The organism is uncultured Dokdonia sp., from assembly GCF_937910895.1.
GTDB lineage: Bacteria > Bacteroidota > Bacteroidia > Flavobacteriales > Flavobacteriaceae > Dokdonia.
Map to the genome: position 1 here is coordinate 16036 of NZ_CALEMI010000097.1, position 21234 is coordinate 37269.

The window sequence follows — 21234 nt, forward strand, 5'->3', positions numbered from 1 at the left end:
AATTTTTTACGAGAGTACGTCGTTCCACGAGATTTTGACTTTCTCCCAATCAAAACCTCTGGCACTTTCTCTTGCCTGTTGTGATATTCGACTTGCAGTTTCCTCATTTTCTATTAATTGTATCATCTTATCTACAAAGGCTACTACATCTTCTGCTGGACTTAACAACCCATTTTGTTGATCCTCTATTAGAAAGGGAATTCCCCCCACATTTGTAGATACAATAGGGAGCCCTAAAGCCATTGCTTCAATGATACTAACAGGAGTATTGTCAAAATTTGTCGTATTTATAAATAGATCATGAGCGGGTGCTAGTGAGATCCATGCTTCTTTAGATAATTTTCCGGTAAATATGACAGAGAGATTATTTGCTTTCGCGAAAGCGTAACAACGATCAAAACTTTCATCCTTTTTTGGTCCGACCATCGTAAGCGTTGCTTCAGGATATGTTTTTTGAAGCTCTTTTAAAACCTGAAGCGCCATCATAGGATTATAAATAGTGGCAAAAGAACGTACCCACAATACCTTAGGAGCACACTTTTTCCTTAACTGAAATGGATATTTAGTGAGATCTATAGTATTAGGAATATGACGTATGTTGCTATATCCTTCCTTTTGAAAAGCTTCTAGAAGATATGAGGACGGGGCGACATTGATATATGCCCTACCAAATAATTTTCTAGCACTAGAAGCGCTTTTTTTGATGCGTTCTGGTAAGTTACCACCATGAAGGATCGGGATATAAGGTATTTGGTAAAAACGACAAAGTTTTGCAACCCATACTGCATACCAATAGTTGGTTGTACTATAGGTGTCTATGAGCACAATATCAACTTGCTTTTTATATTGGATTACAGCACGTAGCATATCCCATAAACGTCCTATTTTATTTTGAATACGAGATACTACCTGTACATCATAGCCTTCATTGCGCAAAGATGCACTAAGTGTGTCTATCGTAGTTACAGTAACATTTTTATGCGTTAATGCGTTTCCTATGTACAGGATTTTTTTTCTTTTCATTTACGATATTTAAAAGGCATAACGAATAAATAAAAGCAGGTGCTGCGATACGCATAGAGGAGTGATTGATAGTCAAAAACCAAAAACCAAGCATGGAGAAAAACAAGAAATTACGCCGGTTACTTAACCTAAAAATTAAAGGATACACACCTAGAATTAAAAGTGCTAATAGTCCTGAAATCCCATGTTCTGACAACATTCTACTTAACTCATTATGAGAAGCAGCAGAGATTCCTTCAGACTCTTCTCTATATTCTTTTATTTTTCCTACCCCAATTCCTGTTAATGGATTTGCAAAAAAAGCTTCTAACTCTGACGAGATAAGCTCTCCTCTACCCGTACTTAAATCTTCTTTTATACGACCCGCAGCATCTTTATTTGCATATCGTTTATCAATGAGTCCTGATGTTCTCACAGAAGTTAAGATATATGTAAAACTAGCTGTTAATACAAGAAATAATATAGGCAAAATAATCCGTTTTTTGGTTTTAAGATTACCAGCTTTAAAATAAAATAAAATAAAAGCGACGCTTATCACTAAGGCAGTAATAACTCCTCCTCTTGAAAACGTAACGATTCCTCTATAGGTAAGCAATGACAACAATCCTAAGTTAATAGCCAGTAGCATCACATTTTTGCTGTTGGTAAATAATTGTATCACGAGGCAAAACATTCCTATTCCGATAGCAGTAGACACCTGATTAGGACCAAACCCTCCCGAAGCAGCAAAGTTAGATCCTGTTCCAGACAAAACAGACCGCATATCGGGAGTGTAGAAAAACAAATATACACCCATAGCCACAGTAGGCATTAAAAGAGACCATATTACATACTGTAATTGTTTTCTTGTAATTCTGCGATCTACACAATATAATGCAGCGATCCCTAAGCAAAAAGGGCCACTTAAATTAAATATAATGGCTTTTCTAAAATTGGTATCATAGCCAAGAGTTGATGACGCATAGACGATACCTGGGATCAACAGTAGTAAATACAACCAATAAGGTCCTGATTTCCTAGAAGTCCCACTAAAAAAAAGACCTAATAGTATAAAACCAATCACCCCATATTTACCTGCCTCATAAATAGGAACGGGCGAAGCATCTGTCATTCTAAAAAGGACTTCGGCACCTGTGATATAAGCGGCAGCATATAATGCTTCGTTGTTCTTATTTCCGTTTTTAAATAAGTAAAAAAGAAAAATACCTATTGTCGCTAAAAAATAAATTTTTGCTAGAGGCTTAAACGCATAAATACCAAATCCAATAGCGACGTGTGTCACTATTAAAAATAGATATGGATTTTTAGAAAAATTCATACGCTTATTTTATGATAAAATTTAATTAATAGACTTACAGAAGATAATTCACTGTAGGATTGTATCACACGGTTTTTAAAATCAGTTCCTAATTTAGATCGATATGGGACATCACTCATGAGTTTTAGTAAGGTCTTTGATCCTTCTTCTTCTACGTTATTTATTACGACTCCTGAATCTTGCACTACTTGAGCGCATTGCCCTACATTGGTTACCATGACGGCAAGTCCTGCAAGCCCATACTCTAATAATGCCAATGGTAATCCCTCTGATGTAGAAGCTAATACACCAATATCCATTTTTTGTAAAATGGCATTAACATCCGTTCTGCTGTCATATAAATAAACGGTATCAGAAAGATGATTAGCGACAATATACTCTTTTATGGATGCACTCGTATCATCATTAAAATCTTTTCCCACTACATGTAGCGTCCAATCAGGAAATTGAAGTGTAATATCTTTAAAGATTTTTAATACTCCAATATGATTTTTCTGGGGGCGTAAATTAGCTAGACATACTATTCGTTTTCCGTCTACTCCTGAAATTTTTGTGGTGAGTTCTTGATCCTTGTTTTCTACAACAAAATTAGGAAGAAAAATCACTTCTTTGCAATGAAGTTGTTCTCTCGCCCATGCGGCTAGATCTTCATTACACGCTATAATTCCAGACATATATCTAGATATGATTTTAAGGATTTTCTGTGAGGGGCGTTCTTTTACAAACTCACTCAATCCATAATGATCATGCCATACAAGTTTCAGTTTAGGGCGTATTAATTTGATGATAAATGCCGTATAAATAGATGTAGAATGCGCGTGTACGATGTCTATTTTATTCTTTTTTATAAATTTTAAAAGCTTGCGAAGTGCTTTCAGATCATGAAAACTCCGTTTCCCTGCTATACAACTTAGCACTTCTTGATGAATAGCGCTTTCTAGAATTCCGCCCCTACGAGTAGCACAAATATATCCAGTATAGGCATGATTGACACTCGCATTTGCAAGGTTGACTGCCATACGTTCAGCGCCACCAGCATCTAATGTATCTATAAGTTGTAATACCCTCATAGCAGTTCCTTTATTGAATTTTCAAAGGCGTCTAAGGTGTATTGATGTGACCATTGCTGTCCTTGTATAGACATTTCTTTTAATGATTTACTGTCTTTTAACGCTTTCGCGAAAGCGGATACATCGGTGCTTACATCTAAATCTAACAACATTCCTCTTGACCCTTCTCCTAACATCCAAGGTACGCAAGAAATAGGGGTTACCAGCGGAATCACTCCCCAAAACATCGCTTCTGCAATTACTTTTGGCCATCCTTCTGACTTAGAAGGCAATATCAAAAAATGAGCTTTTTGATACGCTTCTTGCACCACCTCCGTCGGTTGATTCCCATATAATACCACACGATCTTGAAGTTGATGCTGACTTATATACGTTTCTAAAAGAGGTCTTTGCAAACCTTCACCATAAAAATGCACACGGATGTCTAATCCTTGTGCAAGACATTCTTTTGCCCATTCTAACACATACATAGGTCGTTTGCCAGGAGATAGACTTCCTACAAAAAGAATCTGTATAGGATACGTAAACTCTGGTGTTCTCATAATAGGTACTTCTGAGTCCCTATAGGTAGCTGTAAAAAAAGGGATTATATTTTTGGTTTGATGTTGCCAATTCCCATACACAAGCACGCTCATATTTTTAGATAAAAATTCGTTGCTCAATATCCATTTTTGAAGTTTGTAACTTAGCGGTTGCTTTGTTTTTGGACTCCAATTCCCTGCATACTTCACTGTTTTTTTCTTGGAAGGAAAAAAGATTTGAATAAAAGAAGCTATCAATCCTATGGTAGCTGGACAACGTAAGTGAATATGATCTGCCTGACGCATTGCTTTAAACAATCGCATACAAATAATGGGGAATGCCCCTATCGATTTTAAGATAGTAGAAACCGTTCCAAAACTAATGTCAGGAATGGATATAACCTCCAAATCATTTCTTTCAAAAGGTGCTTTGAGTAGTTTTTGAGTGTAGGAAGTAGGTGATACAATAGTGACCTCATCGACATATGAAAACCAAAGATTCATCTCTTTTACATAAGGCGCATAAGAATAGTACTTCTCATTTTCTAAAAGTGTTGGCGCTAGTGTAATGACTAAAAATCGCATTAAATATATCCTTTAGAATCATTACTACTCACCACTTGCGCAGGAACTCCTACAACCGTTGTAGCCTCATCTACATCTTTTACCACTAAAGAATTAGCTCCTATTACAGCATTATTCCCAATGGTGATATTTCCCGCGATGGTAGCATTTGCTCCTATATACACATGATCCCCAATGACAGGTACACCGCGATGTGCTCCTCTCCCACTCACTCCTATAGTAACCCCTTGTGAGATATTGCAATTATGTCCTATAACGGCATTGGCATTGATAATTATACCTCCAAAATGACCTATATAGAATTGTCGCCCTACGGTAGCACTATACGGAAGCTGAATTCCTGTTAGAATCTCTATATACTTCTGTGAAAACACACCCCATAAAAGCAAGATATTTTTAAATAGTTTAGGGAGTTTACTTCTGTAAATCTTATTAAAAAAGCGATAACAAAACAACGCCCATAATCCCTGCTGGGTTAACAGAAGCACTAGTGTAGACTTGCCGCTATACTTCTTATATTTTATGAGATCTTCTGTAAATCGCATTGATTTATATGTGTTTTGGTTTGTTAAATATAAGGCTTAGCCAGCCAACTATACGTCCTAAGCTTTCGCTAAAAGCGGCTTTTTTATCATTCCCACGTAGGGAGTTACTCAATCTCACTAGGGTGAGGACATACGCAGTAAGATTCCATAAAAAGCGTTGTTCTAATGTAGGCTTAGGATATTTACTTCTCCAGATATACCATCCATTACGGATCACCATTTTACCATATTTAAAATGATTAGGCCTTCCTCCTGGATCATGGTAATGGTGTAGTTGTGCATTTGTATTAATATAGAGCGGTCCTTTTTTGGATAATCGCAACGTATAATCGGCATCTTCGTATAGACCATATCCTTCAAAATATTCAGAGAATTTTTGAGATTTCAACGCTGCTATTTTGTAAGAAGCCACACCTCCCATAAGTTGTTCTACTGGATAGATCTTTCCAGAAGGCGGCAAAAAACTAATAGATCTCCCGTGGGAAAATGTAGGCAAATACCCTGGAGGTCTATTGGCATCTAGTCCTAACTTTTTTCGGAGGACATATCGAGAACCATCAGATCGTACATAGCCGTCAAAATAAAACTGATTGATAGCAGGTGTAAAAGGTTCGTTTACTTTTTTCCAACTAACTTCATTTACAATATAACCGCCTACCCCTAATGCATCAGGATACACTTGATAGGTTTTAAGAATTTCTTCAAAATATGTAGTTTCTAACACAATATCGTCATCAAGGAAACAAACAATCTCTATGGTGTCTCCTACTAAGTCAATTCCGTAATTACGCTGTTTTGTTAGACCTCTATGTTCTGGTGGCACTTTGAAATAGGAAAGGTTTTTGTATTTGCTTTCGCGAAAGCGGTCTTCTGTTTTATCATCTGTAGAACCGTCAATAATCAAAATTTCATCTGGATACGTTGACTGTAACTGCACACTATCTAGTAGCGTACATATAGCCACAGGTCGCATATATGTGCAAACAATTAAACTAAGTTGAGTGTTATGCATCTAATGGTAATTTTTTAGCCCAATGGGTACTATTTTTCCAAGCTTTCTTAAAGTAAGAAATATAAGAAAAAGGATTTTTGATCGGTTGATGGGAATAATATTTAAAGAAAAGCATCCATTTATATCCTTTTAATTGTGCTTTTGTAGTGTTTTTTGTACGATGAAATAAAATCTGAGGTGCTGGTTTTGGGAGTATCGCATCCTCCTCCCAAGGGAATGTCGGTAAACTTCTAAAACCACCTATGGGTGCTTTAAGATGTAGGATTTGTATATGAGGCGCATAGATCACATCATATCCAAGATTACGTATTTGCATGCCAAAGTCAACATCTTCTCCATATCCATGCTCTAATGCCATGTCAAAAGAAGCGTTTTTAACAATGTCACGATGTACGACAGAACAACCTGAACCAAAGGTTTCCCATTGGGTATACGTCTTGTGCTTTTCTACTTCGCCTTCTTGTAAGTAAGACATATTGATACAATGAGATCCTGTTTCTTTAATAGCTGCTGCTATTTTTTCCAAAAGATTGGACTCAAATCTATTATCATCATCAAAAAGAAAAACCCAATCGGCTTCTGTTTTTTCTAATGCCAAGTTCCGTGCATTACAAGCGCCTGTCTGATGGATAAATTGATGTTCTATAGGAAATGGCCATGATGCTGTAGTGATATAATCCAATTCGGAGCTACTATCAGGATCAGGGTTTTGTTCTACAATAACGATCTTTTGAGGAAGTATAGTTTGCTTAGAAAAGTCCTTAAGCACATCATATAAATAGGTTTTTCTTCCTAGTGTAGGAATAATCACATCGATCTCCAATTTTTCTAACAACTTCTTTGAAGACTGGAAAGGAATTGAGGTTAAATCTATAAAGACTTCTTTTTTCTGAACAAATAACAGTGCGTTTAGACAAGCAAAAAGTGGAAACTTTTTTTCATAGCGTATATGACACATGAGTAAGAAAAACAACCATTGTGATTTAAAGTGTTCTTTTACAAAAGCGTATTGTAGTTGTGTGTTCGCTTTTTTAATAGTGTCTTTACTAGGGAATCTCTTTATTAACAACGGTTCGTGATAACAACATATTCCTGCTGCTTGTCCTTTTCGCGCAAGCGAATTCAAAAAATAATCAAATCCTCTTGTGATGGTAATCTCATTTCCTGAAGCTAGCAATACACTCGCGTGTATCGCACCAACGGCACTACTCATACACCACGTAGGATAGCTTTTGTTAGCAATTATTTTTAAAAACGGACTGTCTTCTATATAGCCAATGGATGGTGATAAAAAAGGATATTGTGCATTCCCAAGACTTACCATACGCCTTTTATGATGTAGTAATTCAGGTAGTGCCTGTATATTAAGCATCTCTTTATTAGTTACGTGACACCAGATAATCCACTCTTCAGGATACCGTTCTGCAATGGCTAAAAGGGCTTTTGCAGGTTCTTTCTCTTGAATGGAAACAGGTATTGCCTGATCATCTACGATCTCTTGTACAGTATCGTGTATGTGATATAAAAAGATCATGAGGCGATAATGCCTTTATAGAATTTGATATTTTCTTCTGCAATTTGGTCTTGTGTAAAATGTGCTAAAATACGCTCACGAGCTTGTACTCCCATCTTTTTTGACAGATCCATATCTTGTAATAAACGTACGATAGCTTCTGAAAGTTTTTGAATATCGTCAGGAGAAATTATATATCCTGTCTCTCCATCTATCATGAGTTCCTTTGCCCAGCCAATATCTGAAGTCACCATTGCCTTCTCTAACGCCATCGCTTCTAGCCAGGTCATAGGAAAGGCTTCTGCATAACTGGGTAAGCAAACCACTTGAGCACTTCTAATCGCATTTGCCACTTCGCTATATGGAATTTGCGCTGTAAACTTGGCTTGCTTTATGGCTTCTTTATTTAGTATAGATTGCAATAACGCAATCGTACTCGTGCCTGTTTTTGCGTCAATCACATCTTTACCTATGAATGTTAATTGTGCGTTTGGTTCTTGTAGGATCACCTTATTGAAAGCTTCGGCTAATGAAAATACCCCTTTTTTACGAATGACACTTCCAAAATAAAGTATAGAAAAAGGGATGATCTTACTATTATCTGGTGTAAATGCGTCTACATCTACGCCGTTATGTATCGTGGTTATGGTGTCTTTTATACCAAATAGCTCTGCTGTTTTTTGAGCTGTAAATGCACTTACAGATAGAATATAATCTGCGCTTGTTAATGCCATTTTTTCAAAGTAGAAGTTCTTCTTTTTTTGAGGTCTTCCTTCTAAATGACAAAAATAGGTGTCTGATCCGTGGAGTCGTATCACTACAGGGATTTTAAATTTCATAAAAGCCGTAATTCCCGTCCAGTCTGGTGCTTCTATTGCATCGATATGTTGTTGTTTTACAATCGTATTTATATACCGATTGATATGCTTTCGATATAAATACCATCCTCCAATAGGATACTTTTTATGTTTTATAAGATGTAGCGTAACTCCATCTTCTTCTATGATCGTATCTTCTGCCTGACTATATATAAATACAGTTACTTGTATATGCTTTCGCGAAAGCGCAATAGCAAGATTTTTAATACTTGTGCCTATTCCTGCTGCACGTTGGATGCGTGGATGGGGATATTCTGGAGTGAGGAAGGCAATATGCATTTGTATGTAGATAAAAGTTAACTAGTTTTTTGTGAGTTTTTCAATTCCATCCCAAATTCTATCTGGAGCTTCTATGGCTGGTTGTTTATTAATAATTCGAAACCAATCTTGTGCTGCGGTGATCGTTTTTGGCACTCCTTGTAACATAGTTTCTAATGAATCAGCAATGGTATCTGGATGGTCTAACCAAACAACCGCATCGGGTGAAGGCATGGACCTAAAATGAACAAAATCATAAATGTACACACCCGCTTCTACCGCTTCATGTGTATTGAGATAATTATAATTCAGATACGCACAAGGCTTTTCTGCTGTCGCATAATCAAATACCATACTTGATCCCAGATTGACAACAAATTCTGTATGGGCTATTAAGTTAACTTGTAAAACTAAGTCTTCTCGTGTGGGAAGAATAGTATTCCATCCTTCACCTATCTTATTCCATAGCGGTGGAAGTACGACAATAACATCTTTATATGTTTCTATAACCGCGTCATATCTCGTAGAAAAATCTACAGGACATCTTCTAAAAATAATTCCTAAAGGAACTCCTCTCTCGTTTAAACTGCGCACAGCACTTGCGATGTCTCTAAGATACAATTCATCTTTTGGCGAAGTTGTGATATCGTCACCACTGAAGCAGATGTATTTCTTTGTGAGATCTAAACCGTGTTCCTTAAAAAATGCTTCTTTACTTACTAAAATCTCTTTTTGAAAGTGGGGCTCAAACTGAGGCGTTCCTGTGACAATGATTTGCTCTGGTTGGATATATCTCTGGTAATGCAACAACTCATTTTTCATGTGGTCACTCCAGACAAAATAATGATCTGTGGTCACTACGGTGGTGGCTTTGGGGACATTGTCCCAAGAAAAAATATAAGAAACCGTTGGGATATCTAAATCCTGTGCCGCGGTAATAGGTGAAATAGCTATCACAGATCGCTGACTCGCACAAAACAGGATATCAGGTTGTTCTTTTTGTAACATGGCTTTGCAAGAACGATAATAGGTGGTCTTGCGCTCCTGATCCATCATACGTTTTCTAATAGCTAGTAAACCTGATTCAGAGCCATATCTATAACAAAACCATTTGATGAGCGCTTTTTTAAGCCTTCCTTTTAATGATCCAGACGGCAACGGAAATTTATAGGATTGATAGACATCATCGCTATCACGTTGTGAAAAAAGATTTAATTCAATACGGATACAAGCCGTTTTTAAGACATCCGTCAACCAGTGTGGTTTTTCTTTTTTAAAAACAACTTGATTAAATCCTAGCTCCTCAAGATCAAAAGGCGTGTGATTCCAAAACAGCACTTCATGCCCTTTCTCTAATCCTTTTTTATAAAAAGAGGTATAGGCAAAATTTCTAAGGCTCACGCCATCAGGAAGTAACACAAGTACTTTTTTACTCATACGTAGCGGTAATGATAGGTTGGTTTGCTTTATGAATATGCGATTGCTCCAAATATAGTACAATACCACGATTTGCTAGAACTTTATGTGCTTTTCGAATGGTATCAGGGGTAAAATCTTTGATCCTATACTCTTTGGATGTAGTGATTTCTTTTTGTGCTACAGGCTGAATCAATCCTTCAATATAGCCTTTGACAATTTTTGGGTAGAGTACCCCAGCTTGCTCAATTAATCGATTGCCAATGGTATGAATCGTATCCTCTTCGTACAAGGTCTCCAATCGTAATTGATGTAAAATACCACCAGCATCTACTTTACTTGTAGCGATATGGATCGTAGCGCCTATACAGGCAAATTCATTGTTGACAATAGGGAAAAAATTAGTTCCTGATCCTTTGTAATAAGGTGACAATCCTAAATGAAGATTGATCACTTTGTTTGGAAACTTTTCTAAAATAATAGGCTTTATGATAGAAGTTCCAAAAAGAAGGATGTAATCCACTTTATGTGTTTCCAAATAAGAAACTGTTTCTTCTGAGTTTATTTTTCCAAACGCTAAAGAAATATGTGGTACCACATCAGGAAAGCTTGTGTATTGTCCAAAGAAAGCCTCCTCAGCAATTGCTCTATCCTTAAAATGGGTATCTAATAATTGCTGCTCTTCTTCACTGTATCCACTTCCATCTTCGATGGCTTTATTTTTTTGTTCAGTAATAATCAAGACGATATCTAAGTGTGCCTTGAGTTGTGTTGCAATGTATTTATGCCTGAGATGATTACTTGTGAATAAGGCGATACGCATGATCAAAAGCTTTTTGATTTTTACCTAAAGGTAGGTCATTACAGTCAAAACGTTTTAACAGAAGCGGATTTTCATCACCTCTATTAATGCTTCGCTCCATGGTAAATCCAATGGTATGTGCTGCACTTTTTGCCATCTCCTCTACAGGAGCTGCACACGCTTCACGACTACCATACGGATAACTTACATAGGGAATGTCTTTATTGGTAAGTTGCTCCAGATAGTTTTTTGAAGTCATATATTCTTTCGCTATGACATCACGGTCTAAATACCCTAATGGCAAATGACTATGTGTATGGCTTCCTAACATCCCTTCATTAGCAAGTTGTATCAGCTGCGCTTCTGTCATATACAAGCCTTTTACCACCTGATCCGTATCAAAATGACGATCAAAAATAACGCCTATAAGATCGCGTTGCTCTTGGATTGATAATTTAAAATTTAAAGTGAATTTTAAAAGTGCTGTTTCCTCGTCATCATAATTATAGTGTATGATCGCTTGGACCTTTTCATCTTTAGAGAGCACTGTCTTTCCCTCAATATCAAACGCTTTTAAAATATCAAAAAAAGCAGGGGTAGACATTTGAGATCTCAGCAGATGTATTTTATGAACGAGCGTGACTTCTTTTTCTATAAAATTAATACTATTGATAAAAAACAATGCCTTGATCTCTAGTTCATCGAGTATCGGTTTTGCTTGAAGGTATTGCTCTTTCAATCCATCATCAAAGGTGATCAAGATATAATGATTGGGAGACTGAATCACTTGTTCTCTATTTTCCAGTAATTCTTGAGGTGTTATAAAGGTTCCTATCTCTTTTAAAGCAACTAATTGTTCTCTGAAAAAGGTGGGAGTTACACCAAAAATACTGGGATACGGCGCTGCAAAATCATTTCTAATGTAATGGTAGTTACCTACAGTAAGCATAAGGGGGGAAATTAATTATGTTTGGGGGTAATCAATTATGGCGCAAAGATACTAATAAGCTAGCATTAATCCATTGCCAAATATGAAAACTACTATCCTGATCTCCATTTACATAGCGAGTCCATTCTTCCTGTAATTGTTCATAGTCAAACCAAGAAGTGTCTTTAAGTCCTTCTATGGTATTTTCTACCCAATCCTTAAGATCTTCTGCCAGCCATTCCCGCTGTGGCGTTTGCAAAGGGCGTTTGGGTGCATAGGTAATGCTATCCGAGAGATATTCAGATACGATAGCACGTAGTAGATATTTTTGTACGCCATCATGTATTTTATACGTAAGCGGTTGTGCAAAAGCAAACTCTACAAGCCTATAATCCAAAAAAGGCTCTCGTAACTCCGTACTGAATTGCATAGAGACTCGATCATTAAAACGAAGTGCTCTCGGAATCTTTGTATAAAATAAATCTCGGTATTGTAAATTTAAGATTCGGTCTTTAAAAGGTGTTGGATAGATTGGTTTTTTTGCTTTCGCGAAAAAGTCCGCAGTCAACACCCCCGTTCTAAAAGGAGATTTGGAAACCCCTTGAATAACATTATCTGATGTCTTCGTATAATAATCATACCCAGCCCACTGTTCATCCATCCCTTGACCGTCTAGTAGTACTTTGACCCCTTTTGATCGTGCTTCTTTAAAAAGTTCGCCATACGCCACGGTGGGTACACCACCATAAGGCTCATCTTGTTGTATTGCCATGACCTCAGCAAGAGAAGCAAGATGATCTACTTCCAGTTGTATTTTAGTCAATGGATTTTTGGTATGCGCAATCAATCCCTCTACCCAAGGCAGTTCATCATACCGATCGTCTCCTGTATAAAATGTAAAGGCTTCTATATTTTCACCCTCTTCCAACCGATTGACCAACGCCAATAACGCCGAACTATCCAATCCCCCACTTACATTAAAACCAATAGGAACATCAGCTCTAAAGCGCAATCGAATACTATCATCCAGTAATTGAAGATATCTGGCTTTTACGATTTCAAAAGAAAGCGCTATATCGTATTTCTTGACAGCTTCTTCAAAGTCATACCAACGTGCTATGGCAACCTCCGAATCATCCAATGTTAAAAAATGTCCACCTTGTAATTGGTGGATACCTTCCCAAAAGGTCTCATTAGGCATTCCATAACTTCCATACGCAAAATAACTAGCCCAAACGGATTCGTTAGGTGTTTTGGAAATTCCAGCAGCAAACAGACTCTTTATTTCAGAAGCAAAATAAAAAGTGTTTTCAACCACCGTATAATAAAAGGGTTTTACCCCAAACCGATCTCTAGCTGCAAAAAGTCGTTGTTCTTTTGTATCCCAAATGGCAAAGGCAAACATGCCATTTAGTTTAGAAAGACACGCGTCTCCCCACGCTTGATAGGCTGCTAATAAGACTTCGGTGTCTGAGTTTGTTGTAAAAGAATATGTAGACGCTAATTGCTTTTTGAGTTCTATATAATTATAAATTTCTCCATTAAAAACAATGATAAATCGAGAATCGTGAGAAAAAAATGGCTGATTTGCTTCTGGAGATAAATCAATAATTGCCAACCGATTATGACCTAGAAAAGTATCACCTTTCATGTATCTTCCAGTAGCGTCAGGACCTCGATGCGCTTGCGCTTCCAGCATCGCATCTAGTTGTTTTTGAGAAGCTTTATTCCCTATGATTCCTGCAATACCACACATTAATCTTTCCACTTTTTGACGAGTTCTTCTGCTTTTTTCCAATCGTCCATTGTGTCAATATTGACATGCCATACGGGATCAGATTCGATATAACTAATGCTTGAACCGTACAACGAATTTTGTTCTAAAAGCACCTCGCTTTTAGTCATATAAATTGCCCCATCACGGATGTAAGCATCCGGCAAATCTTGTCTTCTTTTAATGATTTCTTTTTCGCCTGTTGCGATCTGGAGTTTCCCATCTTTGGTAGCTTCAAATACCCAATGCGGATTGTACTCATGGGGTACTTTCAATACCGATACGAGGGAGTCTGTGTTCGCTTTCGCGAAAGCGGAAACCGCCTTATCAATCAGCTGCGCACTTCGAAAAGGGTTGGTGACTTGTAGCAAACAAACCGCATCATACTGCTTGCCTTGGGATTGCATAAACTGCAATGCATGCTGTACCACACCCAGCGAACCAGAATGATCTTCGGCAAGTTGTTGCGGACGTTGGAAAGGTACTGAAACCCCTAAATCACGTGCTAACGTCATCAACTCCTCATCTTCTGACGAGAAAATAAGCGTATCTAATTTTGTTGCCTTCAATCCTGCTTCTATGGTATAGTGCAATAAAGGATGTCCGCCTAGTAATTTCTTATTTTTACCGGGAATTCCTTTGCTACCGCCTCGTGCGGGTATAAGGCCTAGCACTTTCATTAATACGTAATGGTTTTATGATAAGATAATGGGCAGGTTGCGAGGATATCAGCAATCTTTTCTCCCGCTTCTCCATTACCATAAATCGGCGAAGAAGGAATTTTTGTTGCTGTCAATTGCTTTTTGATCGCTTCTCCAATGGCTTCTTTGGTATAATCTACATCAATCACATTGGCACCACGATCTCTCCCATGTTGGCGCGTTCCTATATTAACCACAGGCACACCGAGATAGGCACATTCTCTAATGCCGACACTACTATTTCCTATCAAACATTTTGAGTTGACAAGCAACTCCAAAAAGTCATTAGGCTCCATATTTTTAAAGAAACGGATGTTTTTTGGGTTGACGCTTTCGCGAAAGCTTCTAATTCCATTACTTGTACCGTCAGATCCTGCATCTACATTCGGCCAAAACCAATAGGTAGGAATCCCCAATTCGTGGATGACTTCTAAGGTAGTCAACACATCTTTTTTGGCAGCTCCATACTCCGTTGTTACAGGATGTTGCATCACAACTAGATAGTCGGCGTCTTTTGGAATGGCAGCACCTACGCCTCCGTATTTTTGAGAAGGATCAAACGTAAATCCTGGATTTTCTTTTACACTTTTTGCAATGTCTATAGACGGACATCCTGTGTTGTGTACGGTATGTTCTTCTTCTCCTAGTTTGAGCACACGTGTTTTTGCGCTTTCGCTCGCAACTAGATGAATATCTGCCAGCTTGGTATTGGCATGGCGTACTTTTTCATCAATATTTCCTGTGACTTCGCCTCCTTGAATATGAACTAAAGGTATATTTTGATAGGCTGCGGCAATCGAGGTTGCGATAGTTTCAAAACGATCAGCAATCGTGACGACCATATCGGGTTGTAGTTTATAAAAAACAGTTGCCAACTCCATCACACCGAGTCCTGTGGTTTTTGCCATAGCGGTTTTGTTTTCGCCTTCGAGTACCATAAATACTTTTTCGGCAATCTCAAAACCATCTTGCTCAATATAATCGACAGCATTGCCATAACGTCCTAACAAAGCAGAGCCTGCGATCACAAGCTGTAATTCTAGATGAGGATGTTCTTTAATGGCTTGTAACGCCGTTTTAATTCTGCTATACGAAGGTCTTGCCGTGACAACCACACATACTTTTCGGTTACTCATGTATACAATCTTGGGTTAAAAAGTCCCACTTTTTTAATGCCTTGGTGATGGGTTTTCCAATCACTGACTCAAATTGAGAAGCGTCTATGCCATACCCTTTAGGCTTTTTTGCTTCTAAATCATTAAAAGTGAGTATATATCCTTTCGGCAGGTCTTTGTTTACCGATAAAGATTTTTCAAAAATACGTTTTAATTCGGCATATTGGGTACTGTTGGACTTATCAATGGGATGCTTTCGCGAAAGCGTAATATTGCGGACACTTTTTACCATGGTAGGAATATCCTTGATCTCTATAGAAGAGGTCGCGTCAGGCCCAAAATCTGAATGAGAAAACACGGCGTGAAATTCTAAAATCTCAGCACCTAAAGCGGTGGCTGCAATGCACGTTCCAATATCCGCCGAATGATCTGAATAGCCGATTGGCACGTCATATCGATCTTTTAATTCTTGTATAACGTTTAATCCATACTGCTCTGGTGCAGTGGGATAGCTGGTCGTACATTGTAGGATAGAAAAATCTACCTTCTTTTCTTTAAGAAACCGTACGGTCTCATCGAGCTCTGCAAAAGAACTCATGCCAGAAGATACAATCACAGGTTTTCCAGTAGCAGCAATTTTTTCTAATAGCAGAAAATTATTAACTTCTCCAGAACCCACTTTATAGCGTTGCATTCCTATTTCTTCCAACAGATCTACGGCCGCATTACTAAAAGGCGAAGACATAAATTCTAGTCCCGCTTTTTTGCAACGTCTTTTGATTTCTATCCATTGTTCTTTAGAAAACTCCATACGTTTCCAATAATCAAAACGGGTAGCGTCTTGATCTGAAAACTTAACTCGAAAGGGTTCGTGAATACTACTCTCTGCCTCGGCAATATGGGTTTGAAACTTGATGGCGTCTATGCCCGTTCCTTCCAGCGCATCTATGTAGTCATACACTTTTTGTATACTGCCATTATGTGCTTGTGCTATTTCTGCGATGATCAACATGTATCTGTTTTTTATAAATTCTCAGTAGGTATGTCATTCCTTTTTGCTTCACAACAAATCATCGTTCCTCTTTGCATTAAGTAGACTTTCGTGACACTAAGATTTGAATATTTTTCTATCACATTTTTTAATGTATACGGGCTGTACCAAGCATTATGATCAGGATGTACCACTTCTGTAAATACACCATCTTCGATATGATAATTTTGTTGACGTGCTTTGGAAAAGCAATTAGGTGCCGTAATTAAAAACTTTGTGGCATTAATGGTCGATATATTCTTTAGAAATTGCGCGACATTATCAACGTGTTCAATGGTTTCTGGGATTAAACATACATCATATTTTTTTGAAGGAAGGCTCTCAAAATCAGAAAAATAATCTTGATCTACATATTTTCTCAGATTTTCTATACCCGGTTTATCGATATCAAATCCATCTATCGATTTGGTATATTCCGATAGCATCATGTGCAAATTATTCTCTGCATTAAATACGGGCCAATCTGTACAACCAAAATGAAGAACGTCCTTATGTTCACATTCCTTCCTAAAAAGATCAAGCCTGTCATCAATATTTTTATAAGGCATTTTTTGAACCCAATATTCCTTTACCGTTTTATAGTGTGGCTTTGTTGACTTTGAAATCTTTTTAATACGTTGCTTCATTTTAAAAGCTTTGTGTCTTAAAGATTTGATCATAATTTAGGTTGATTTAATGGGGTTACAGTTACAGGTGCACTAATAAGTAGGAACAAACAAAGATGCTGATTTCATTTAAAAGCAGCTATTCTATGGGAATATTCATATATAAATGTATCACTTTTTATTTTCTAATCTCTTTTGTACCACATCTCTGGCAATACCACAGGAGTGTTAGGGGTATTGTCTTTATCTAACACATGAGGAAAATCATTTCGGAATCCTTTTGCATCACCTCTGTCTTTTCTTATAAAAGTAAACTCAGCGACACTAGGGATTGCGATCCCATGTTGCACATAAGGAGATGAAATATTATTAGGGTGAATATGTACACAATAATGATTTTGTAATAGTTTCTGAAACACAAGACTCGTGGTTAAGAAAAACTCTTTATTCCAAAGTTTATGGAGATTATGAAACTCAATGATAATGACTCTAAACTGTTTTAGAAGCTGTTCTGACGTATTCAGAATGGTTACATACTCATAGCCTTCTATATCCATTTGTAACATAAGATCTTCGTCATGAGTACCTATAGAAGTTCTTACCCAGTCATCTAATGTGGTATAGTCTTCATTATTTATGGGGCCTACATATTTTTTTAAAAAATTGAGTTCTTTATGTTCTGCCCCTGGACCATCTACAGATTTATCTGCTAAGAAAAGTTGCATTCCGTATTCTAAGCAAGAAACTTCAAAATTACTCATCCTCCCAACACCTGGTGAAAAGCAAGCTTTTATATTTTTTAAATCATCGGGCACTAAATAACCACCATCATGATCTGGTCCTAAACGGATCAATTCTTTATCCGTTTTTACTGGGTAAAGTGATTTTATTAAAGAAGCTACAGCTTCTTTTGACGTACTCTTTTCTACGTAAAGTCCTTTAGAGCGGAGCTTATTTTTGATATATGCTTTTATAGAATTGAACATAGGCTAGTTTGTTATCATTTTAAGCTTATTTACAATGGCTTCAAGAGACTTCTCACGTTCTCGCTCTGCAAATGATTTTCCTTTTTCTTTTATAGATTGATAGACTTTAATACACGCATTCATTCTATCTCTATAGTCCGCATCTGATAGGTTTTTAACAAATGAGAATACTTCTTTAGGATGATTAAATGTACTATAATCTATAAAACTATTCTCAGGAAATAATTCATAAATCCCATTATGCTTTCCGTAATATATGGGTAAGCAATAGTTGGCAATACTATCCCATATTTTTTCTGTAACGTAATATTTTGTTGATGTATTTTCAAAACAAAGATTAAAATAATAGTTTTCAAGCAAATCTTTCTTTCGAGTCACCCAATCGCCTGATCTACTATCTTCTTTAGAAACCCCTTCTGGCCATCCTCTACCATATACGTGAAAAGCTTCTTCTTTTTGACCTGCTAATGCTATTTCTGTTCGGGTCTTAATCAAATCAATATCTTCGCCGTTTTTATAAACGGCGGCTGTTTTTTCTCCTTTAAAATAACTCATCAACCCTACAATTTGCCTATTAGGCAACGTAAAATCTTCTGGAAGCACTTCTAGTTCTTCTTGTATGAGTTGTGCGTGAAAAGACAACGGACTTTTAAAAACATCTTCTGTATACAAATTCATAATATGACATCTCACCAGTCCAAACAATTCTTTACGGTAAGGTCTAAAAGACACATCAAATCGAGGTTCTTGGGTCCAAATAAGATATTTCTTTTTGCGTACATACTTTCTGAAAAAGGGTTTTAAAAACTTACGGTGTCCACCTATAAGTACATCGGCTTCTTTGATGTTTTTTACAATTTTTATATCATGCGATTCTAAATACGGAATATCTATAGGATTAAACCCTCCAAAAGGAGTATAGGGCATTGGTTTTACTAAAAATATACGTATCATCCTCTATCAACTTTTATCGTGTCATACGCTTTTAAAACTGACTGTTGTATGGTCTGTCGTTCCCATTGTTTTTTAAGATCCTGATTATACAAAAAAGCAGTTGCTACTAACTCCTGATTTTGCAATGCCATCAGTATATGCTTTTCAATTTCAGCAGGGTCTTCACAATCTTCAATAAGTAATCCGTTTATCTCGGGTGTAATGACTTCGGCTGTGGCATCTCCAGGATTGGATTGGATAGGAAATGCTCCCATACATATTGCTTCTAATACCGTATTGGGCATTCCATCTGAGTTACTATTACCAATATAAACTACTGACGCTCCCATCAATTTTAATATCCCATGATGTGACATCTGTTTATGAAATATCCACTGACTGGGTACATTCACTTTAAAATCAAGTGTCTCAGGACTGCATCCAAAGACAACAACTTCATAATCATTTAATTCCTTTTTCATAGCGTTGAGAGCTTGAAGGATGGGAATTGCTCTTCCCGATCTTCCTTGGTATCCTTTTACTAAGATCAGCTTACGATCTGCTATTGGTTTGATATAGCTTTTTGTTTCTTCTAATTCAAAACCGCCTCCTCCGGGAAAAACACCCAATGATCTCCCTGAAAAACCTAGTGTTTTAGCTAGTTCTTGATCTCTGTGGCAATCAGTAAATAAATAATTGATTTCTGGCAACACGGCTTCTATATCGCGTCTATAGCTAGGAATGTCTTTGAAATAAAATAAATCGCTTCCCCAAGAAGAATAGATCCAAGGAATTTTTGATGCCTTCATGACGTTTAAAATCGGCGTACAAGAAACATATAAGGCAAAACTGTGAACTACGTCTGGTTGGATTTCTTGTAGTTTTTCTTTAAAAATTGTCTCTATATTTCGTTCAAAAAAAGCTGTCAGAAACGGAAGTTTAGTACTTATTTTTTTGAACAGATATCGCCCTTTTTTAAACCGATATTTCCAATTGATATGTTGTTTTACAAAATCTAAAGATGCATTTCCCGCTCCCCCACGTACATCAAACCAATGTACCTCATGACCACTATCTCTCAACTGTTCTGTCCAACGCTGAAAGTGAATCGAATTCATAGAAACCATAAGTATTTTCATAAAGACGATGACAGATTTATGGTACAGATGATTTTTTCATTCTTCCTATCAAAAGAATAGGTATACGGTGTATTGCGATGATTTGCAATCAGGGTCTCCAAAAGTTGAGCGTTTGCCTCTTCTAAAGGTATAAAAAGCGGTGTTTTCTTTTTAAGTAGTTTTTTGACGTTTGTTTTGATGCCCTTTGCATCTGGATGTGGTTGTACTGTGAGTTGTACAACACCCTTCCAAACGCCTTCTGAAAGTTGAAAACAAAAGGCAGTAATTGCATCCAATGTACCAGTACATTGGATACTCACATCAGGTGTTTCGAGCGCTAAATAGGCTTTTTCATTAGGAAGAACTCCCCACTCATTCCCTTGGTTTGCATAGGTTTTTTTATGCTTTCGCGAAAGCGAAATATACTCAAAATTAACACGTTCCAAAGCAGGGTGATACGGCGCTGTACTTTCTTTGGATCTATAAAATTTAGGATGCCATTGATGTAATAATAAGCATTCCTCTTGATTGAAGTGTACTGAAATTCCTTGATTGCGTAATCGTACATGTACATCGGTATCTTCAGATCCCCAGCCGTGATAAAACTCATCAAAACCATTGATTTCTTTTAAGATCGCTGTTGGAAATAAGGTCATTCCTGTAGCTTCTTCATTGGTATAAAATTTTACTTGATACTCGTTGAATGGCTTCTCCAATTTACTTTCTTCTTCGGTAAGAATCCCTACGTTAAAATATGTCACCTCAGCAGAGTGAAGATGCTCTTGAATTTTTGTGACGAACTCAGGATGAAAAAGCATATCCATATCTGCAACCATAAAATAGGGTGTGTCACATTGCTTTAAGGCAATATTTATGGCTCTTGTTTTTTGCCATAATTGCCCTTGTGTTGGACATTTTATTAATGTCACTCCATTTAAGGCAGCAATATAGGTTTTGAGATCTTCTTGGTATGTTGGCTCACTGCCATAGTCTACCACAACTACATTTACGTCTTTTCCTAATTGCATTCCAATAGAGGTAAGCGTACGTTTTACGGTAGCTATATCTCTATTACGATTTGG

Annotated in this window: 20 protein-coding genes; all 20 read right to left on the bottom strand. The window is 37.2% G+C overall.

The window, feature by feature from the left end; translation table 11 throughout:
• Positions 1-6: 6 nt before the first annotated feature.
• Positions 7-1023, bottom strand: a complete 1017-nt coding sequence (locus tag Q0505_RS12020; RefSeq protein ID WP_299213131.1) for a glycosyltransferase family 4 protein — start codon at positions 1021-1023, stop codon at positions 7-9.
• On the bottom strand, positions 977-2341 hold the full coding sequence (locus Q0505_RS12025; protein ID WP_299213133.1) for an O-antigen ligase family protein: 1365 nt from the start codon (positions 2339-2341) through the stop codon (positions 977-979). The genes Q0505_RS12020 and Q0505_RS12025 overlap by 47 nt, the downstream gene beginning before the upstream one ends.
• Complete coding sequence (locus tag Q0505_RS12030; protein ID WP_299213135.1) at positions 2338-3411, bottom strand: glycosyltransferase; 1074 nt, start codon at positions 3409-3411, stop codon at positions 2338-2340. The genes Q0505_RS12025 and Q0505_RS12030 overlap by 4 nt, the downstream gene beginning before the upstream one ends.
• The gene (locus Q0505_RS12035; protein WP_299213137.1) at positions 3408-4517 is read right to left on the bottom strand and encodes a glycosyltransferase; all 1110 of its coding nucleotides are present in this window, start codon (positions 4515-4517) and stop codon (positions 3408-3410) included. The genes Q0505_RS12030 and Q0505_RS12035 overlap by 4 nt, the downstream gene beginning before the upstream one ends.
• The gene (locus Q0505_RS12040; RefSeq protein ID WP_299213139.1) at positions 4517-5062 is read right to left on the bottom strand and encodes a serine O-acetyltransferase; all 546 of its coding nucleotides are present in this window, start codon (positions 5060-5062) and stop codon (positions 4517-4519) included. The genes Q0505_RS12035 and Q0505_RS12040 overlap by 1 nt, the downstream gene beginning before the upstream one ends.
• 4 nt (positions 5063-5066) lie before the next feature.
• Positions 5067-6074, bottom strand: a complete 1008-nt coding sequence (locus tag Q0505_RS12045; protein ID WP_299213141.1) for a glycosyltransferase family A protein — start codon at positions 6072-6074, stop codon at positions 5067-5069.
• Positions 6067-7608: a glycosyltransferase family A protein gene (locus Q0505_RS12050; RefSeq protein ID WP_299213143.1), complete on the bottom strand. Its 1542-nt coding sequence runs from the start codon at positions 7606-7608 to the stop codon at positions 6067-6069. Before Q0505_RS12050 ends, Q0505_RS12045 begins: the two co-directional genes overlap by 8 nt.
• Entirely contained in the window at positions 7605-8744 is a 1140-nt protein-coding gene (locus Q0505_RS12055) for a glycosyltransferase family 4 protein (protein WP_299213145.1), read from the bottom strand. Before Q0505_RS12055 ends, Q0505_RS12050 begins: the two co-directional genes overlap by 4 nt.
• Positions 8745-8765: 21 nt before the next feature.
• Entirely contained in the window at positions 8766-10160 is a 1395-nt protein-coding gene (locus Q0505_RS12060; RefSeq protein WP_299213147.1) for a UDP-glycosyltransferase, read from the bottom strand.
• Positions 10153-10962, bottom strand: a complete 810-nt coding sequence (locus Q0505_RS12065) for a formyltransferase family protein (protein ID WP_299213149.1) — start codon at positions 10960-10962, stop codon at positions 10153-10155. The genes Q0505_RS12060 and Q0505_RS12065 overlap by 8 nt, the downstream gene beginning before the upstream one ends.
• Complete coding sequence (locus Q0505_RS12070; protein WP_299213151.1) at positions 10937-11890, bottom strand: polysaccharide deacetylase family protein; 954 nt, start codon at positions 11888-11890, stop codon at positions 10937-10939. The genes Q0505_RS12065 and Q0505_RS12070 overlap by 26 nt, the downstream gene beginning before the upstream one ends.
• Before the next feature lie 31 nt (positions 11891-11921).
• Positions 11922-13637 (bottom strand): asparagine synthase (glutamine-hydrolyzing), encoded by a 1716-nt coding sequence (gene asnB / locus Q0505_RS12075; RefSeq protein WP_299213153.1) that lies wholly within the window; start codon positions 13635-13637, stop codon positions 11922-11924.
• The gene (locus Q0505_RS12080) at positions 13625-14323 is read right to left on the bottom strand and encodes an acylneuraminate cytidylyltransferase family protein (protein ID WP_299213156.1); all 699 of its coding nucleotides are present in this window, start codon (positions 14321-14323) and stop codon (positions 13625-13627) included. The genes asnB and Q0505_RS12080 overlap by 13 nt, the downstream gene beginning before the upstream one ends.
• Positions 14323-15480: a UDP-N-acetylglucosamine 2-epimerase gene (neuC, locus tag Q0505_RS12085; RefSeq protein WP_299213158.1), complete on the bottom strand. Its 1158-nt coding sequence runs from the start codon at positions 15478-15480 to the stop codon at positions 14323-14325. The genes Q0505_RS12080 and neuC overlap by 1 nt, the downstream gene beginning before the upstream one ends.
• On the bottom strand, positions 15473-16471 hold the full coding sequence (locus Q0505_RS12090; protein ID WP_299213160.1) for an N-acetylneuraminate synthase family protein: 999 nt from the start codon (positions 16469-16471) through the stop codon (positions 15473-15475). Before Q0505_RS12090 ends, neuC begins: the two co-directional genes overlap by 8 nt.
• A gap of 11 nt (positions 16472-16482) precedes the next feature.
• Positions 16483-17136, bottom strand: a complete 654-nt coding sequence (locus Q0505_RS12095) for a methyltransferase domain-containing protein (protein ID WP_299213162.1) — start codon at positions 17134-17136, stop codon at positions 16483-16485.
• Positions 17137-17300: 164 nt separating this feature from the next.
• Positions 17301-18101: an FkbM family methyltransferase gene (locus Q0505_RS12100; RefSeq protein ID WP_299213164.1), complete on the bottom strand. Its 801-nt coding sequence runs from the start codon at positions 18099-18101 to the stop codon at positions 17301-17303.
• Positions 18102-18104: 3 nt separating this feature from the next.
• Positions 18105-19055 (bottom strand): glycosyltransferase family 10, encoded by a 951-nt coding sequence (locus Q0505_RS12105; protein WP_299213166.1) that lies wholly within the window; start codon positions 19053-19055, stop codon positions 18105-18107.
• The gene (locus tag Q0505_RS12110) at positions 19052-20173 is read right to left on the bottom strand and encodes a glycosyltransferase family 4 protein (protein WP_299213168.1); all 1122 of its coding nucleotides are present in this window, start codon (positions 20171-20173) and stop codon (positions 19052-19054) included. Before Q0505_RS12110 ends, Q0505_RS12105 begins: the two co-directional genes overlap by 4 nt.
• Positions 20170-21234: galactosyltransferase-related protein (locus Q0505_RS12115; RefSeq protein WP_299213170.1), on the bottom strand; the 1065-nt coding region annotated here is incomplete at its 5' end. The genes Q0505_RS12115 and Q0505_RS12110, both read right to left, overlap by 4 nt.

Bases quoted from the DNA above. Each gene is read 5' to 3' on its own strand.
- Q0505_RS12100 (WP_299213164.1), bottom strand. From the start codon at position 18,101: ATGTTCAATTCTATAAAAGCATATATCAAAAATAAGCTCCGCTCTAAA.
- Q0505_RS12055 (WP_299213145.1), bottom strand. From the start codon at position 8,744: ATGCATATTGCCTTCCTCACTCCAGAATATCCCCATCCACGCATCCAA.
- Q0505_RS12025 (WP_299213133.1), bottom strand. From the start codon at position 2,341: ATGAATTTTTCTAAAAATCCATATCTATTTTTAATAGTGACACACGTC.
- Q0505_RS12035 (WP_299213137.1), bottom strand. From the start codon at position 4,517: ATGCGATTTTTAGTCATTACACTAGCGCCAACACTTTTAGAAAATGAG.
- Q0505_RS12065 (WP_299213149.1), bottom strand. From the start codon at position 10,962: ATGCGTATCGCCTTATTCACAAGTAATCATCTCAGGCATAAATACATT.
- Q0505_RS12050 (WP_299213143.1), bottom strand. From the start codon at position 7,608: ATGATCTTTTTATATCACATACACGATACTGTACAAGAGATCGTAGAT.
- Q0505_RS12060 (WP_299213147.1), bottom strand. From the start codon at position 10,160: ATGAGTAAAAAAGTACTTGTGTTACTTCCTGATGGCGTGAGCCTTAGA.
- Q0505_RS12105 (WP_299213166.1), bottom strand. From the start codon at position 19,055: ATGATACGTATATTTTTAGTAAAACCAATGCCCTATACTCCTTTTGGA.
- Q0505_RS12045 (WP_299213141.1), bottom strand. From the start codon at position 6,074: ATGCATAACACTCAACTTAGTTTAATTGTTTGCACATATATGCGACCT.
- Q0505_RS12020 (WP_299213131.1), bottom strand. From the start codon at position 1,023: ATGAAAAGAAAAAAAATCCTGTACATAGGAAACGCATTAACGCATAAA.
- neuC (WP_299213158.1), bottom strand. From the start codon at position 15,480: ATGAGTAACCGAAAAGTATGTGTGGTTGTCACGGCAAGACCTTCGTAT.
- Q0505_RS12090 (WP_299213160.1), bottom strand. From the start codon at position 16,471: ATGTTGATCATCGCAGAAATAGCACAAGCACATAATGGCAGTATACAA.
- Q0505_RS12030 (WP_299213135.1), bottom strand. From the start codon at position 3,411: ATGAGGGTATTACAACTTATAGATACATTAGATGCTGGTGGCGCTGAA.
- Q0505_RS12040 (WP_299213139.1), bottom strand. From the start codon at position 5,062: ATGCGATTTACAGAAGATCTCATAAAATATAAGAAGTATAGCGGCAAG.
- Q0505_RS12095 (WP_299213162.1), bottom strand. From the start codon at position 17,136: ATGAAGCAACGTATTAAAAAGATTTCAAAGTCAACAAAGCCACACTAT.
- Q0505_RS12080 (WP_299213156.1), bottom strand. From the start codon at position 14,323: ATGAAAGTGCTAGGCCTTATACCCGCACGAGGCGGTAGCAAAGGAATT.
- Q0505_RS12110 (WP_299213168.1), bottom strand. From the start codon at position 20,173: ATGAAAATACTTATGGTTTCTATGAATTCGATTCACTTTCAGCGTTGG.
- Q0505_RS12070 (WP_299213151.1), bottom strand. From the start codon at position 11,890: ATGCTTACTGTAGGTAACTACCATTACATTAGAAATGATTTTGCAGCG.